Source organism: Isoalcanivorax indicus (genome assembly GCF_003259185.1).
Lineage (GTDB): Bacteria > Pseudomonadota > Gammaproteobacteria > Pseudomonadales > Alcanivoracaceae > Isoalcanivorax > Isoalcanivorax indicus.
Window position 1 is genome coordinate 1,824,050 of record NZ_QGMP01000001.1, and the last position, 13,032, is coordinate 1,837,081.

11 protein-coding genes are annotated in these 13,032 nt (G+C 62.7%); 2 read left to right on the plus strand and 9 right to left on the minus strand.

Going from position 1 to position 13,032, the window contains the following annotated elements:
* Positions 1–38 precede the first annotated feature (38 nt).
* From DKW65_RS08270 to leuC, 5 genes are read right to left on the minus strand one after another with little or no spacing between them, the layout of a single operon-like run.
* Complete coding sequence (locus DKW65_RS08270; RefSeq protein WP_111656801.1) at positions 39–1,067, minus strand: aspartate-semialdehyde dehydrogenase; 1,029 nt, start codon at positions 1,065–1,067, stop codon at positions 39–41.
* Positions 1,064–2,179, minus strand: coding sequence for an aspartate-semialdehyde dehydrogenase (gene asd / locus DKW65_RS08275; protein WP_111656802.1), 1,116 nt, complete (start codon positions 2,177–2,179; stop codon positions 1,064–1,066). Before asd ends, DKW65_RS08270 begins: the two co-directional genes overlap by 4 nt.
* A gap of 31 nt (positions 2,180–2,210) precedes the next feature.
* A complete protein-coding gene (leuB, locus tag DKW65_RS08280) occupies positions 2,211–3,269 on the minus strand; it encodes a 3-isopropylmalate dehydrogenase (RefSeq protein ID WP_111657583.1) in 1,059 nt (352 codons plus the stop codon).
* A 17-nt stretch (positions 3,270–3,286) separates the two neighbouring features.
* On the minus strand, positions 3,287–3,958 hold the full coding sequence (leuD, locus tag DKW65_RS08285) for a 3-isopropylmalate dehydratase small subunit (RefSeq protein WP_111656803.1): 672 nt from the start codon (positions 3,956–3,958) through the stop codon (positions 3,287–3,289).
* Positions 3,959–3,960: 2 nt separating this feature from the next.
* Positions 3,961–5,382: a 3-isopropylmalate dehydratase large subunit gene (leuC, locus tag DKW65_RS08290; protein ID WP_111656804.1), complete on the minus strand. Its 1,422-nt coding sequence runs from the start codon at positions 5,380–5,382 to the stop codon at positions 3,961–3,963.
* Between the two features lie 104 nt (positions 5,383–5,486).
* On the opposite strand from leuC, the gene DKW65_RS08295 reads away from it, so the two are divergent.
* Positions 5,487–6,389, plus strand: coding sequence for a LysR family transcriptional regulator (locus tag DKW65_RS08295; protein ID WP_111656805.1), 903 nt, complete (start codon positions 5,487–5,489; stop codon positions 6,387–6,389).
* Here DKW65_RS08295 and DKW65_RS08300 read toward each other — a convergent pair.
* Positions 6,363–7,145, minus strand: a complete 783-nt coding sequence (locus tag DKW65_RS08300; RefSeq protein ID WP_162925774.1) for an enhanced serine sensitivity protein SseB C-terminal domain-containing protein — start codon at positions 7,143–7,145, stop codon at positions 6,363–6,365. The genes DKW65_RS08295 and DKW65_RS08300 overlap by 27 nt on opposite strands.
* A 477-nt stretch (positions 7,146–7,622) precedes the next feature.
* Positions 7,623–9,221, minus strand: a complete 1,599-nt coding sequence (locus DKW65_RS08310) for an OmpP1/FadL family transporter (protein WP_162925775.1) — start codon at positions 9,219–9,221, stop codon at positions 7,623–7,625.
* Positions 9,222–9,459: 238 nt separating this feature from the next.
* Here DKW65_RS08310 and DKW65_RS08315 point away from each other — a divergent pair, with 238 nt between their 5' ends.
* A complete protein-coding gene (locus DKW65_RS08315; RefSeq protein WP_111656809.1) occupies positions 9,460–10,725 on the plus strand; it encodes a phospholipase D-like domain-containing protein in 1,266 nt (421 codons plus the stop codon).
* Here the strand turns inward: DKW65_RS08315 and DKW65_RS08320 are convergent.
* Entirely contained in the window at positions 10,667–11,869 is a 1,203-nt protein-coding gene (locus DKW65_RS08320) for an MFS transporter (RefSeq protein ID WP_342767591.1), read from the minus strand. The genes DKW65_RS08315 and DKW65_RS08320 overlap by 59 nt on opposite strands.
* Before the next feature lie 21 nt (positions 11,870–11,890).
* Positions 11,891–12,997: a chorismate synthase gene (gene aroC, locus DKW65_RS08325; RefSeq protein WP_111656810.1), complete on the minus strand. Its 1,107-nt coding sequence runs from the start codon at positions 12,995–12,997 to the stop codon at positions 11,891–11,893.
* Between the last annotated feature and the right edge of the window lie 35 nt (positions 12,998–13,032).

Consider the following 13,032-nt stretch of genomic DNA (forward strand, 5'->3'; position numbering starts at 1 on the left):
ACCTAGAAACTGTGTCACATATTGCCAGTAAGTATCCATCACAGATGGTCTTTTATCAATAATCGGGCAATTTGTACACAGTTGAGGGCGGCGCCCTTGCGCAGGTTATCGGCCACCAGTGACAGATTCAGGCTCTGCTCGCGGGACACGTCCGCACGCACACGGCTGACACGTACGCTGTCCTGCCCCACGGCATCGTCCAGTGCCGTGGCGCCGAGCGGCCCGTCGCTGACCACCAGGCCCGGGGCATTGGCGAGGGTAATGGCCGCCTCTTCCGGCGCCAGCGGCTGGGCAGTTTCCAGCTGCACGGCAAGACTGGTGCCGAAAAACACCGGGATGCGCAGGCAGGTGGCGTTCACCCGCAAGCCCGGATCAGCCAGCAGCCGCAATGTTTCCAGAACCAGCCGCACCTCGGCGCGGCTGGCGCCGCTCTGCAACGCCGGTGAGGTTTCCGGGTGCGCATTGAAAGCGATCTGGCGGCCGAACTGCTTCACTTCCGGGCTCTGGCCGTTGAGCAGGCGCGCCGTCTGGCCCGCCAGCTCATCCACCCCGGCCCGCCCGGCGCTGGACACGGGTTCGCATACGGTCACGTTGACCGCGCCCAGACCCGCCTGATCTGCGAGCGGCTTCAGCACCATGGCCAGCTGTATCGCGGCCGGCGACGGGCTGGCGATGATGCCGCGCTCACGAAAGTCGGCCAGCATGTCGGGGTTGACCTCCGGCACGATCACCGGCACATCCTGCTCGGCGGCAAAGGCACCGCTGCAATCAATGACGATGGCCCCGGCTTCGGCAGCACGCTGGGCCTCATCGCGGGCCACCTCTTCCGGTACCGCAAAGAAGGCCAGCTGCACGCCACTGAAGTCGAAGCCGTCCAGTGCCCGGATGGCCAGATGATGCCCGCGCAACGCCAGCCGTCGCCCGGCGGACTCTTGCGAGGCCAGCAGCGTTACATTGCCCAGGGGCAGATCACTCTCCCCCAGGATCTCCAGCAGCATCTCGCCCACCAGGCCGGTGGCGCCGACAATGGCGATATCGAACTGGCGTCCAGTCTGGTCATCGGTCATACATTGTGCTCAAGCAGGATGCGCAACATGCGACGCAGCGGTTCGGCAGCGCCCCACAGCAGCTGGTCGCCGACGGTAAAGGCGTTGAGGTACTCCGGCCCCATGTTCAGCTTGCGCAGGCGCCCCACGGGCACAGTCAGGGTGCCGGTTACGGCGGTCGGCGTCAGGTCACGCAGGGTCGCTTCACGCTCATTGGGCACCACTTTCACCCAGTCGTTGGCTTCTGCCAGCATGCTGTTGATCTCGTCCATGGGCACATCGCGGGTCAGCTTGATGGTCAGTGCCTGGCTGTGGCAGCGCATGGCGCCGATGCGCACACAGGTGCCGTCCAGCGGGATCGGGTTGCCGCTGCGACCCAGGATCTTGTTGGTTTCCACCTGGGCTTTCCATTCTTCCTTGCTCTGGCCGTTTTCCAGCTGCTTGTCGATCCAGGGCAGCAGACTGCCGGCAAGGGGATGACCGAAATGTTCGACTGGCAGATGACCGCGCATGGTCTCAGCGACCTGGCGATCAATGTCCAGGATGGCACTCTTCGGGTCGGCCAGCAGGCCGCTGACGTCGGCGTTGATCTTGCCCATCTGCGCAATCAGCTCGCGCATGTTCTGTGCACCGGCACCGGACGCTGCCTGATAGGTCTGGGCACTGGCCCACGCCACCAGACCGGCATTGAACAGGCCGCCCAGGGCCATCAGCATCAGGCTGACGGTGCAGTTGCCGCCAACGTAGTTCTTCACGCCAGACTGTACCGCTTCGTCGATCACCCGGCGATTGACCGGGTCCAGAACGATCACGGCATCATCCTTCATACGCAATGCCGAGGCCGCATCAATCCAGTAGCCCTTCCAGCCTGCTTCACGCAGCTTCGGGAATACCTCGTTGGTGTAGTCACCGCCCTGGCAGGTGATGATCACATCCAGCGCTTTCAGCTCATCAATATTGTGCGCGTCCTTGAGCAGCGGGATGTCCTTGCCCACATCCGGGCCCGGCTGGCCGGTCTGGGACGTGGAAAAGAACACCGGCTCGATGTCGGCAAAATCATTCTCGGCGCGCATGCGCTCCATCAGTACCGAGCCGACCATACCGCGCCAGCCCACAAATCCTACCTGTTTCATAATCTGCTCCTGTTGCTCAGCAAGTGTGTGTTCAGGAAGCCTTCAGACGCGCCGCCACCGCATCGCCCATTTCGGCGGTGCTCACCTTGCGGCAGCCGTCTGTATGAATATCCGCTGTGCGCAGGCCGTCCTCGAGCACAGCTTCCACCGCTTTCTCGATGGCGGTGGCCACATCACCCCGATCGAGGCTGTAACGCAGCAACATGGCCAGCGACAGAATGGTCGCCAGCGGGTTGGCAATACCCTGACCGGCAATATCCGGGGCTGAGCCGTGACACGGCTCGTAAAGCCCCTTGCGCTGCTGGTCCAGCGACGCAGACGGCAGCATGCCGATGGACCCGGTCAGCATGGCGGCTTCGTCGGACAGGATGTCGCCGAACAGGTTGCCAGTCACCATGACATCAAACTGCTTCGGCGCGCGTACCAGCTGCATGGCGGCGTTGTCCACATACATGTGTGACACCTCGACATCCGGATAATCGGCAGCCAGTTCGTTGATCACTTCTTTCCACAGCTCGGTCACTTCCAGCACATTGGCCTTGTCGACAGAGCACAGGCGCTTGCCCCGGGCGCGCGCCAGTTCGAAGGCCACCCGGCCGATGCGGCGGATTTCGCTCTCGCTGTAGACATCCGTATTGAAGCCGACGCGCTCACCGTTTTCCTCACGAATGCCACGCGGCTGACCGAAATAGATGCCGCCGGTCAGTTCACGCACGATCAGGATATCCAGACCGCTGACCACTTCCGGCTTGAGGCTGGAAGCACCGGCGAGCTGCGGAAACAGGATCGCCGGGCGCAGGTTGGCGAACAGACCCAGTTCGGCGCGCAGGCGCAGCAGGCCGCGCTCAGGGCGCTTGGCGCGTTCAATAGTGTCCCACTTGGGGCCACCAATAGAGCCGAACAGGATGGCGTCGGCGGCTCGCGCCTTGTCCAGCGACACCTCTGGCAGCGGGTCACCGTGCACGTCATAGGCCGCCCCGCCCACCAGCGCTTCATCAGTGCTGATGTCCAGACCGAAACGTTCGGTCGCCGCATTCAGTACCTTCACCGCCTCGGCGACAATCTCGGGCCCGATACCGTCACCGGGCATGATCAGAATCTGTTTGCTCACTGCGCTTGTCCTGTCTGTCGTGTGGGGGCGTCAACAAATACCCAGGGTTCTTTTTTTGCCCGCTTCGCTTCATAGGCGCGGATCGCATCGGCGTCCTGCAGCGTCAGGCCGATATCATCCAGTCCGTTGAGCAGACAATGCTTGCGGAACGGATCGATCTCGAAGGTAAACCGCTCACCGTCGGGACAGATCACCGCCTGCTCGGCCAGATCAATGGTCAGCTGATAGCCTTCCTGTGCCTGCACCGCCTGGAACAACTGCTCGATCTGTGCTTCGGACAACACAATCGGCAGCACACCGTTCTTGAAGCAGTTGTTGAAAAAGATATCCGCAAAGCTCGGCGCCAGAATGGCGCGGAAGCCGTAATCCAGCAACGCCCAGGGCGCATGCTCGCGGCTCGACCCGCAACCGAAATTACGCCGGGTCAGCAACACGCTGGCGCCCTGGTAGCGCGGTTGATTGAGTACGAAATCCGTATTCAGCGGGCGCTGGCTGTTGTCCTGCCCCGGCTGCCCTTCGTCCAGATAACGCCATTCATCAAACAGGTTGGGACCGAAGCCGGTGCGTTTGATCGACTTCAGAAACTGCTTCGGAATGATCTGGTCGGTATCCACGTTGGCACGATCAAGCGGTGCCACGAGCCCTTCATGTGTCGTGAACTTGTCCATCCTCAGCTCTCCCCGCCAAAGGCGCGAATATCGACAAAATGACCGGCAACAGCGGCTGCGGCCGCCATCGCCGGGCTGACCAGGTGCGTGCGCCCGCCATTGCCCTGGCGCCCCTCGAAATTGCGGTTCGACGTCGAGGCGCAATGCTCGCCCGGCATCAAGCGGTCCGGGTTCATGGCCAGACACATGGAACAGCCCGGCTCACGCCACTCGAAGCCGGCCTCGATGAAGATACGATCCAGACCTTCTTCTTCAGCCTGCTTTTTCACCAGACCGGAACCTGGCACCACCAGCACCTGCTTGACCGAGTCTGCTTTGCGGCGTCCTTTTGCGACGACCGCCGCCGCGCGCAGGTCTTCGATGCGCGAGTTGGTGCAGGAGCCGATAAAGACCCGGTCAACATGAATATCACTGATCTTCATGCCCGGCGTGAGGCCCATGTATTCATAGGCCCGCTGCATGCCGGAACGCTTCACCGCATCGGTTTCTGCCGCCGGATCCGGCAAGGTCGCGTCCACCGGCAAGACCATCTCCGGCGAGGTGCCCCAGGACACCTGCGGACGAATGTCCGCCGCATCGATCTCCACAACGGTGTCGAACACGGCATCGTCGTCGGAATGCAACGTACGCCAGTAGGCCACGGCCTCGTCCCACTGCGCATCGGTGGGCGCAAACGGCCTGCCCTTGCAGTAGTCGATGGTCTTGTCGTCCACGGCCACCATGCCCGCACGGGCCCCGGCTTCGATGGACATGTTGCAGATCGTCATGCGACCTTCCATCGACAGGCCACGGATGGCACTGCCGGCAAATTCGAGGGCATGGCCGTTGCCGCCCGCCGTGCCGATCACACCAATGATATGCAGCACCACGTCTTTCGCCGTCACGCCCGGGCCCAGTTCACCCTCGACACGCACCTGCATGTTTTTCATCTTCTTGGCCACCAGACACTGGGTCGCCAGCACATGTTCGACTTCGCTGGTGCCGATACCGTGGGCCAGACAACCCAGAGCACCGTTGGTGGAGGTGTGGGAATCGCCGCACACCACGGTCATGCCGGGCAACACGGCGCCCTGCTCCGGCGCCATGACATGCACGATGCCCTGACGCGGGTCGCCGATACCGAATTCACGGATGCCGAAACTGCGGGTATTGTCCTGCAGGGTCTGCACCTGAATCCGCGAGGTATCGTCAGCGATCTCGGCAGCACTCTTGTAGGGGGTCGTCGGCACATTGTGGTCGAGCGTGGCGAAGTTGGAGCCCACCCGCCAGGGTTGGCGCCCGGCCAGACGCAGACCTTCGAAGGCCTGGGGCGAGGTCACCTCGTGGATGATCTGCCGGTCGATGTAAATGAGCGCCGAACCATCGTCCCGTTGGGTAACGAGATGGGCGTCCCAAAGCTTGTCGTACAGTGTCTTGCCAGCCATCGGGTGACTCCTGAGGGTCTATTACCCGACAGAGGATAGGGGCTTGCTATCCATAAATCCAATTCATATTATTTATCTTATTGATTCCATAATGGAATGGATGAATGGACACCCACAGCCTTCAGGCCTTTCTCGCGGTCACCGAAACCGGCAGCTTCTCTGCCGCCGCTGAAACGTTGTATGTGACCCAGCCAGCGGTCAGCAAACGCATCGCCCTGCTGGAGCAGCAACTGGGCGTGCGCCTGTTCGACCGTATCGGCCGTCAGGTACACCTGACCGAAGCGGGCCGCGCCCTGCTGCCCCGGGCACGCGGCATACTGCGCGACATGGAAGACACCAGCCGCGCCATCAGCAACCTCTCCGGGGAAGTCAGCGGCACCCTGCGTATCGGTACCAGCCACCACATCGGTTTGCACCGGTTGCCACCAGTGCTGCGGCAGTTTTCCCGCGACTACCCGCAAGTGCAGCTGGATATCCATTTCATCGATTCGGAGGAAGCCTGGGAGGGCGTGCTGCATGGTGATCTGGAGCTGGGCGTGGTGACCTTGCCGCCGGTGGCGGACCCGCGCGTCACTACCCGGGTCATCTGGGAAGATCCGCTGGTCTTCATGGCCGCACCGGAACATCCGCTGGCGAAGGCGCGCCGGGTGACCCCGGCCATGCTCACCCGTTACAACGCCATCTTGCCGTCACCGGTCACCTTCACACGGCGCATCGTGGAGAACCTGTTCAACGACCAGGGGCTGACACTGAACATTTCCATGTCGACCAACTATCTGGAAACCATCTACATGATGGTGTCCATCGGACTGGGCTGGAGTGTATTGCCCGCCACCATGCTGGATGATCAGGTGCGCGCCTTACCGGTGAGTACCACCCTGCCCGTGCGGCAACTGGGTTACGTCATGCATCCGGCGCGCAGCCTGTCCAATGCCGGGCGGCACTTTCTTGAGACGCTGGTCTCAGCGGACACCCCGGCCTCAGGCGTGACCGATAGCATCCGGTGACAACGCCATCTTGTGGCCCCAGGCACGCTCGTAGAACGGCTTGCCCTGATCAAAGAACCACGCATCCAGGCCGTCACGCTCGCGCCTGACGCGGCACAGATCGAGAATCTGCCGGCCACCCACGTATTCACTGACCACATGCCCTGCTTCCCGTAACACCTGCCCGGCATTGCCGTCGACTTCAAGCCCGACCACCAGATGCGCGGAAACCCGGTCGTCCCCGTTGGGCACCACCTGCGCAACCCAGGCGGTGCGCACCGAAGGGTGCCGCCCGAGCAGACGGGTCAGCGCCTCCACCAGACGCTGCGGGTACTGCAGCGGATGATCCAGCTCACAATCCTCTATATCGATGCTGTCCTGGTGCAGCAGCAGCTCGATCTCCCAGGGCTGCAATATCTTGCCCACCGGCTGGCGCGGGTTCAGCACCAGCGTCGAGCCGCGCGTCAGCATGAACAGCTCCCGGGCCGAGATGGCGCGATAACAGGTATCCTCGCTGATCGCCGCGCGCAAAGCCCACAGCGATGTGAACACCGGCAGTACCCGGCTGCCATCGCCCAGGTGCCAGTATCGCAACTGCATGGTGTCCCCGGCTTCAAGGGTACGTGGGCGCATCATGATTTCGCCGCAACCGGGCGACTCGGGACCCAGCACATAAACCGTGGCATTGATCAGCGCGCTGTAGAACCGGCTTCGATAACGCAGGTCCCGTGTCGCGCGATCCAGTAACCGCTCCAGGTTTTCGGCATAATCGTACATCGTGGCTTCCCCTTTATGCGCTCCCGTTTCTTCCGCGCGGTGAAAATGGCGTTCCCGCAACGGCATGTAAAAGGGATGCCACAGGCTGATGGCAAGATGCAATTGTCACGAAAAAAAATTCTGGCGCACTGCTGTTCACCGTAATTGGTCATCACAGGCCTTTTGGCCCCACCTGACCACCCACCGACGTGCAGGAGAGAAAGCCCTGCCGCAGGACATGAATGAGCGGTTCAGCCCGCCTCCCCGGCCACGGCGCCAGAAAAATGAGCTCATCACCTTGATTTACAGGGGTTTGCGCGCTCCGGGCGCTCAGGGCGCGATGATCGACAATGACCGGGGCGTCCCGGCCAGTGCCTTGCACACTCGCCGGGACGCCTCAATCTGGTGCGACACAAGACTCGCCAGTCTTCAAAAAACGGAAAGCTGCTTTTCCATTTTTTATTGACTTTTTTTCACCCGGTTAACAGGTGTACCGGTTTAGAACTGATAGTTGACCTGCACACCGAGGCTGTGCAGCGCACCGTCGTATTCACCTTCGATGCGGTGCTGGGAGCCCGCCGGGTTCTCGCGGTTGTTGATGTCCGAAGGCTCCAGCCGTGTGAACGTATAGGCCGCATCCACACTCAGGTTGTCACGCAGTTGCCAGCCGGCACCAAGCCCGAGGATCAGGCGGTCACTGTCAGGTCCACGGGGCGTACGCCGTTCGGCATTGGGCACGGGTGATTCGTCATAGCTGATACCGGCGCGCAAGGCCCAGCGCTCGATGCCGGTGTAGATGGCACCGATGCCGTAACGGAAGGTATCTTCCCATTCGAAGGGCACCACCAGATCACGGCGGCGCACGTCATCCCCGGTGCCGGTAATGTCGCTGCCGCCACGGTCGGACGAATCCGGATAGGTGAAACGCAGTTCATCCACCCGGCTCCAGTTGGTCCAGGTGACGCCGCCGGTAATGGCCAGGGTATCCAACAGCTGATGATAACCACTCAACGTGGCCACTTCCGGGAAGGTCGTAATCAACTGGATCTTGCCGCCCTGGGCGCCCAGCGGACCTACAGCACGCGCAGCGCCTTCCTCCGCAGATTCCGGTTGCTGGCTGCCAATCGTGCCCACATTGGTCCATATTCCCAGAATACGTGCCTGCAAGCGCAGCGACGCTATTGCATCCTCAAGTGACTGCTGGAAAGCTGGATCGGTCGTCTGGGGTCTGTCTGCCGTACCGTCCGCAACATGCCGGACCGCGCTGGCATAATTGAAGCCTATTCTGGTGCGCTCTGAGGGCTCCCACAAAACACCAAAGTTGAAGCCGTACCCCCAACTGTCCACGGTCATGGTGTTGTCGACGTCAAACTGGTGCGCCAAGGTGTCTACCGCACCCTGATTCCCGTCGCGGAGACGTACATCAACACCAAAGGGACCCTCGGCGTCCTGAATTTCTTCAATCACCGCTTCGGCGACCAGATAGCCAAGATCAATCGTATTACGGAAATCCCCCTCAAAACCCTGGATGACGACTCCCAGACCAAAAGACAAGGTGTCCGTGGCTTGCCAGGCAAAAGCGGGGTTGAAGTTGACCGCCGTGATATCCGTGTCGGTGGCGTGGTAACGCCCCGCCCAGTCATTCGGGTAGCTGGTGGTCGTACCAAAGGGTGCATAGATACCGAAGCCGATGGCCACGTTATCCGCCAGACGCTGGCTGTAGTAGACGTGTGGTGCCACTGAAACGGCGGAGATGCTGCCGCTTTCCCGACCAGGCACTGTGCCCCCCGTCCCCGGGATGAGCTCCCTGTTGACGGTGACATCGTAATCGAACCCGGATCGGATCACCTTGAGGCCACCCACCACCTGCTGACCCTGCAGACGCATGAGGCCCGCCGGGTTATTGGCCACCGCCGAGGCGTCCTCCAGCAGGGCAGCGGAGCCGCCAAAGGCGATACCCATCTCCTTGATGCCGCGCTGGGGCAATTCATAACCGGCGCCCAGGGCCACCACCGGCAACATCAGGGCGCTCAGCGATACAGCACGAGCAAGGGGTTTTACGGCAATACGGAATGAGGGAATCCCGCTCACAGACATAATCAACTCCTGAACTGTTCTTATTAAGGCCTTCTTCTGTTCGTGCGGACGTGTTGCAGCGCTGTCCGCAGGTCTCGCCATCACGGCGAACCCGGCCCTGGCAGATATAGTGACACTCTGTTCACTGGAAAGGCGTAAGGCAAAATAACCAAACTACCGTACCAGGTTCTCATTTTTACATCCTTTTAACGCTGGCTCCGGCTGGCTGCGCTCCTTCGCCCGAGGCATACTTGCCCGCATGGTCGACACCCCCTCCGCTCCGGGACCCCGGCGCCGCACGCTCCTGCATGCCGCCGCAGAGTCCACTCCGCGCCTGAGCTGGCCCTGGCGCAGCCGCTGCACCCTGTCGATACAGGCTGGCGGGCAACGCTATCTGCCGCATATCCGCACCGCGATGCAGGGTGCCAGAAAAAGCATCTGCGTTGAGTTATACATGTGTAACGCGGGCGCGCTTTTCGATGAGTGGCTGGGCGTCTGGGCCGCTGCCGTGGCCAGGGGGGTGGAGGTCCGGCTGCTGCTGGATGCCATCGGCAGCCTGGGGCTGCGCGACGAGGACGCCGAGCGGCTGTGCGCGGCGGGCGTCACGCTGCAGTGGTTCAACCCGGTGCGCACCGGCCATCTGATCGCAACGCTGGTGCGCGATCACCGCAAGCTGATCATCGTCGATGACCAGCGCGCCTGGGTGGGTGGCATGGGCATCGACGATCGCTACGACCCGCGTATCAGCGGCGAGGAGGCCTGGATGGACGCCATGGTGGCCTGCGAGGGGCCGGTGGTGGCGGACTTCCGGAGTCTGTTTGATCAGGCCTGGCATCTCGCTGCTGCTGGCCCCCTGACCGGCGCCGTGCGCTGGCGTCTCGGTGGCCACCCTCGTCCGGCAGCCCGTCGCGCCCACGCCGACACCACCTGGGCCCGGGTCAATGGCTCCCGGGGCGGGCGCAATAATCCGCTCATGCGCACACTGGTGCGACGCGTCCTGCGCGCCCGGGAAGGCGTCTGGCTGTGCACACCCTACTTCCTGCCACCACGCTCACTGCTGAAAGCCCTGCTGTATACCGCCCGGCGTGGCGTACCCGTGCACCTGACCCTGTGCGGCCAGCATACGGATCATCCATGGCTGCGCTATGCCGGCCAGCATTACTACCAGCGGTTACTGGAAGCCGGTGTCCACATCAGCGAATACGATGCGCGCTTTCTGCATCTGAAGGCCGCTCAGGCAGATCAATGGAGCACCCTGGGTTCTTTCAACTATGACCGCTGGAACAGCAGCTGGAACCTGGAAGCCAATGTGGAGGCGGTGGATGGCGAGTTCGCGGACCATGTGCGGGCGCTGCGCGAACGACTGGACAAGGAATCCGTGCACATCAGTGCGGCCGACTGGGCGGCGCGCAGCCACTGGCAGCGCTGGCGCAATGCCTTCTGGAACCGCGCCGGGCTGCGGCTGATCAAGGTGCTGGGCGGTCTGTGGCGCGTTGCCCGTCAGCGTCCGGGGGGCGATGGCTAGGTGACTCGGGGTCTCGCAGGCCGAACCAGGCCAGTATGGCTGCCAGCAATGCCACCCCCGCCGCCAGCAGGAAACTCGTCCCGCCAAGCCGATCCCAGAACAGCCCCGAGAGCGTCGCTCCTGCAGCCCAGCCGGCGCCAAAGCCCAGGCTGGAATACAGCGCCTGCCCCTGGCCCGCCAGCCCGCCCCGAAACGTGCGGTGCAACCAGGCAATGGCCGCTGCGTGAAAGCTGCCGAAGCTGGCCGCGTGCAGCAACTGCGCCAGCAGCAACATCAGCAGACTGTCCGCCAGCGTGCCGATCATCAGCCAGCGCAGGGCCGCCAGCAACAGGCTGACCCGGATCAACGCCACCAGCGAGACATGCGCCAGCAACCGATGCATCAGCAGGAAGACGCCCACTTCGGCCATCACGCCCAGCGCCCAGAGCTGCCCGGCCAGGGTGCGGCTGACACCGAGATCGACCAGGTAGATGGTATAGAAGGTGTAATAAGGCCCGTGCGACATCTGCATCAGAAAGGCACACAGGAAGAAAACGGCCACACCGGGCTGGCGCAGCACCGCCATCAATCCGCCCGGGGTCCTCTGCCGTGATGCCACCTGCTGGCCGGGAAGCGCCAGGGTGCACAGCCAGATGGCCCAGAGCAACGCCAGCAGCACCCAGGGCACCAGACTGACGGGCGCATCGTCAAGCACCCGGCCAAGCACCAGCACGGCCAGGATGAACCCCACTGATCCCCACAGCCGCACCTGACTGTAGCGGTCACTGTGACGACCCAGGGTGTTCAGCGTCACCACTTCGAACTGCGCCAGCACCGCATTCCAGAAGAAGCTGAAGGCCGCCAGCACCAGCAGCATGCTCCAGAAGCCGTCGGCGAAGAACACGCCGGTGAACAACAGGGCCGCCAGCAGATTACCGGCACGAATGATGCGCAGACGCTGGCCGGTGACATCCGCCAGCCAGCCCCACAGGTTCGGCGCCCCGATCTTGGTCAGTTGCGGCACCGCCATCAGCAGGCCGATTTCGGCCGCACTGAAACCGTCCTCGCGCAGGTACAGGCCCCAATAAGGAACCAGTACGCCGAGCAAGGCGAAGTAACACAGATAGAAGGCGGACAGTCGCCAGTAATACGGCAGGTCAGTCATGCGATCCGGCGCGCCGCGCCGTCAGTCGCTGTTCCGGCCCGCCGGCACGGCCACCCCGCTGGGAGAGACATCACCACACTGGGCGCGATGGCGCAGATAATGGTCCATCAGCACCAGCGCCAGCATCGCCTCGGCAATGGGCGTGGCCCGCACACCGACGCAGGGATCATGGCGACCCTTGGTGATCACCTCGACCGGCTCCCCGTCGGCATTGATGGACTGGCCCGGGATCAGGATGCTGGAAGTCGGCTTGAGGGCCATGGAAACCCGCAGGCGCTGGCCGGAGGTAATGCCGCCCAGCACGCCACCGGCGTGATTGCTCAGAAAGCCGTCCGGTGTGATTTCGTCACGGTGCTGCTCGCCGCGCTGTTCCACCACCGCAAAGCCGTCACCGATCTCGACCGCCTTGACCGCATTGATGCTCATCATGGCCTTGGCCAGATCCGCATCCAGGCGGTCGAACACCGGCTCGCCCCAGCCCGCAGGCACACCGTCGGCGTAGACATTGACCCGCGCACCGATGGAGGAGCCTTCCTTGCGCAGGTTATTGATCAACTGCTCCAGCGCCGGCACCTGGGCCGCATCGGGGAAGAAGAAGGGATTGTCATTGACGGTATCCCAGTCAAGGCGCGATGCCCGGATCGGGCCGATCTGCACGACGCCGCCGAAAATGCGCACGCCCAGCCGGGTTTCCAGATATTTGCGCGCGATGGCGCCGGCCGCCACGCGCATCGCCGTTTCCCGTGCCGAGGAGCGACCGCCGCCCCGGTAGTCCCGCTCACCGTACTTGCGGTGATAGGTATAGTCGGCGTGGCCGGGGCGAAAGCGCTGGGCGATTTCGGAATAGTCTTTCGATTTCTGGTCGGTGTTCTCGATCAGCAAGCCGATGGGGGTGCCGGTCGTCCGGCCCTCGAACACACCGGACAGAATCTTCACCTGATCCGGTTCCCGGCGCTGCGTGGCGTAGCGACTGGTGCCGGGCTTGCGCCGATCCAGTTCCTGTTGCAGATCGGCTTCGGTCAGTGGCAGCCCCGGCGGGCAGCCATCGACGATGGCACCCAGCGCTGGCCCATGGCTCTCGCCAAACGTGGAGACTCGAAAAAGTTCGCCGAAACTGTTACCTGCCATGCTGTTCCCCGATTACGCTCATCGTCGGTAGGTGC

Bases quoted from the DNA above. Each gene is read 5' to 3' on its own strand.
- DKW65_RS08270 (WP_111656801.1), bottom strand. From the start codon at position 1,067: ATGACCGATGACCAGACTGGACGCCAGTTCGATATCGCCATTGTCGGC.
- asd (WP_111656802.1), bottom strand. From the start codon at position 2,179: ATGAAACAGGTAGGATTTGTGGGCTGGCGCGGTATGGTCGGCTCGGTA.
- leuB (WP_111657583.1), bottom strand. From the start codon at position 3,269: ATGCCCGGTGACGGTATCGGGCCCGAGATTGTCGCCGAGGCGGTGAAG.
- leuD (WP_111656803.1), bottom strand. From the start codon at position 3,958: ATGGACAAGTTCACGACACATGAAGGGCTCGTGGCACCGCTTGATCGT.
- leuC (WP_111656804.1), bottom strand. From the start codon at position 5,382: ATGGCTGGCAAGACACTGTACGACAAGCTTTGGGACGCCCATCTCGTT.
- DKW65_RS08295 (WP_111656805.1), top strand. From the start codon at position 5,487: ATGGACACCCACAGCCTTCAGGCCTTTCTCGCGGTCACCGAAACCGGC.
- DKW65_RS08300 (WP_162925774.1), bottom strand. From the start codon at position 7,145: ATGTACGATTATGCCGAAAACCTGGAGCGGTTACTGGATCGCGCGACA.
- DKW65_RS08310 (WP_162925775.1), bottom strand. From the start codon at position 9,221: ATGTCTGTGAGCGGGATTCCCTCATTCCGTATTGCCGTAAAACCCCTT.
- DKW65_RS08315 (WP_111656809.1), top strand. From the start codon at position 9,460: ATGGTCGACACCCCCTCCGCTCCGGGACCCCGGCGCCGCACGCTCCTG.
- DKW65_RS08320 (WP_342767591.1), bottom strand. From the start codon at position 11,869: ATGACTGACCTGCCGTATTACTGGCGACTGTCCGCCTTCTATCTGTGT.
- aroC (WP_111656810.1), bottom strand. From the start codon at position 12,997: ATGGCAGGTAACAGTTTCGGCGAACTTTTTCGAGTCTCCACGTTTGGC.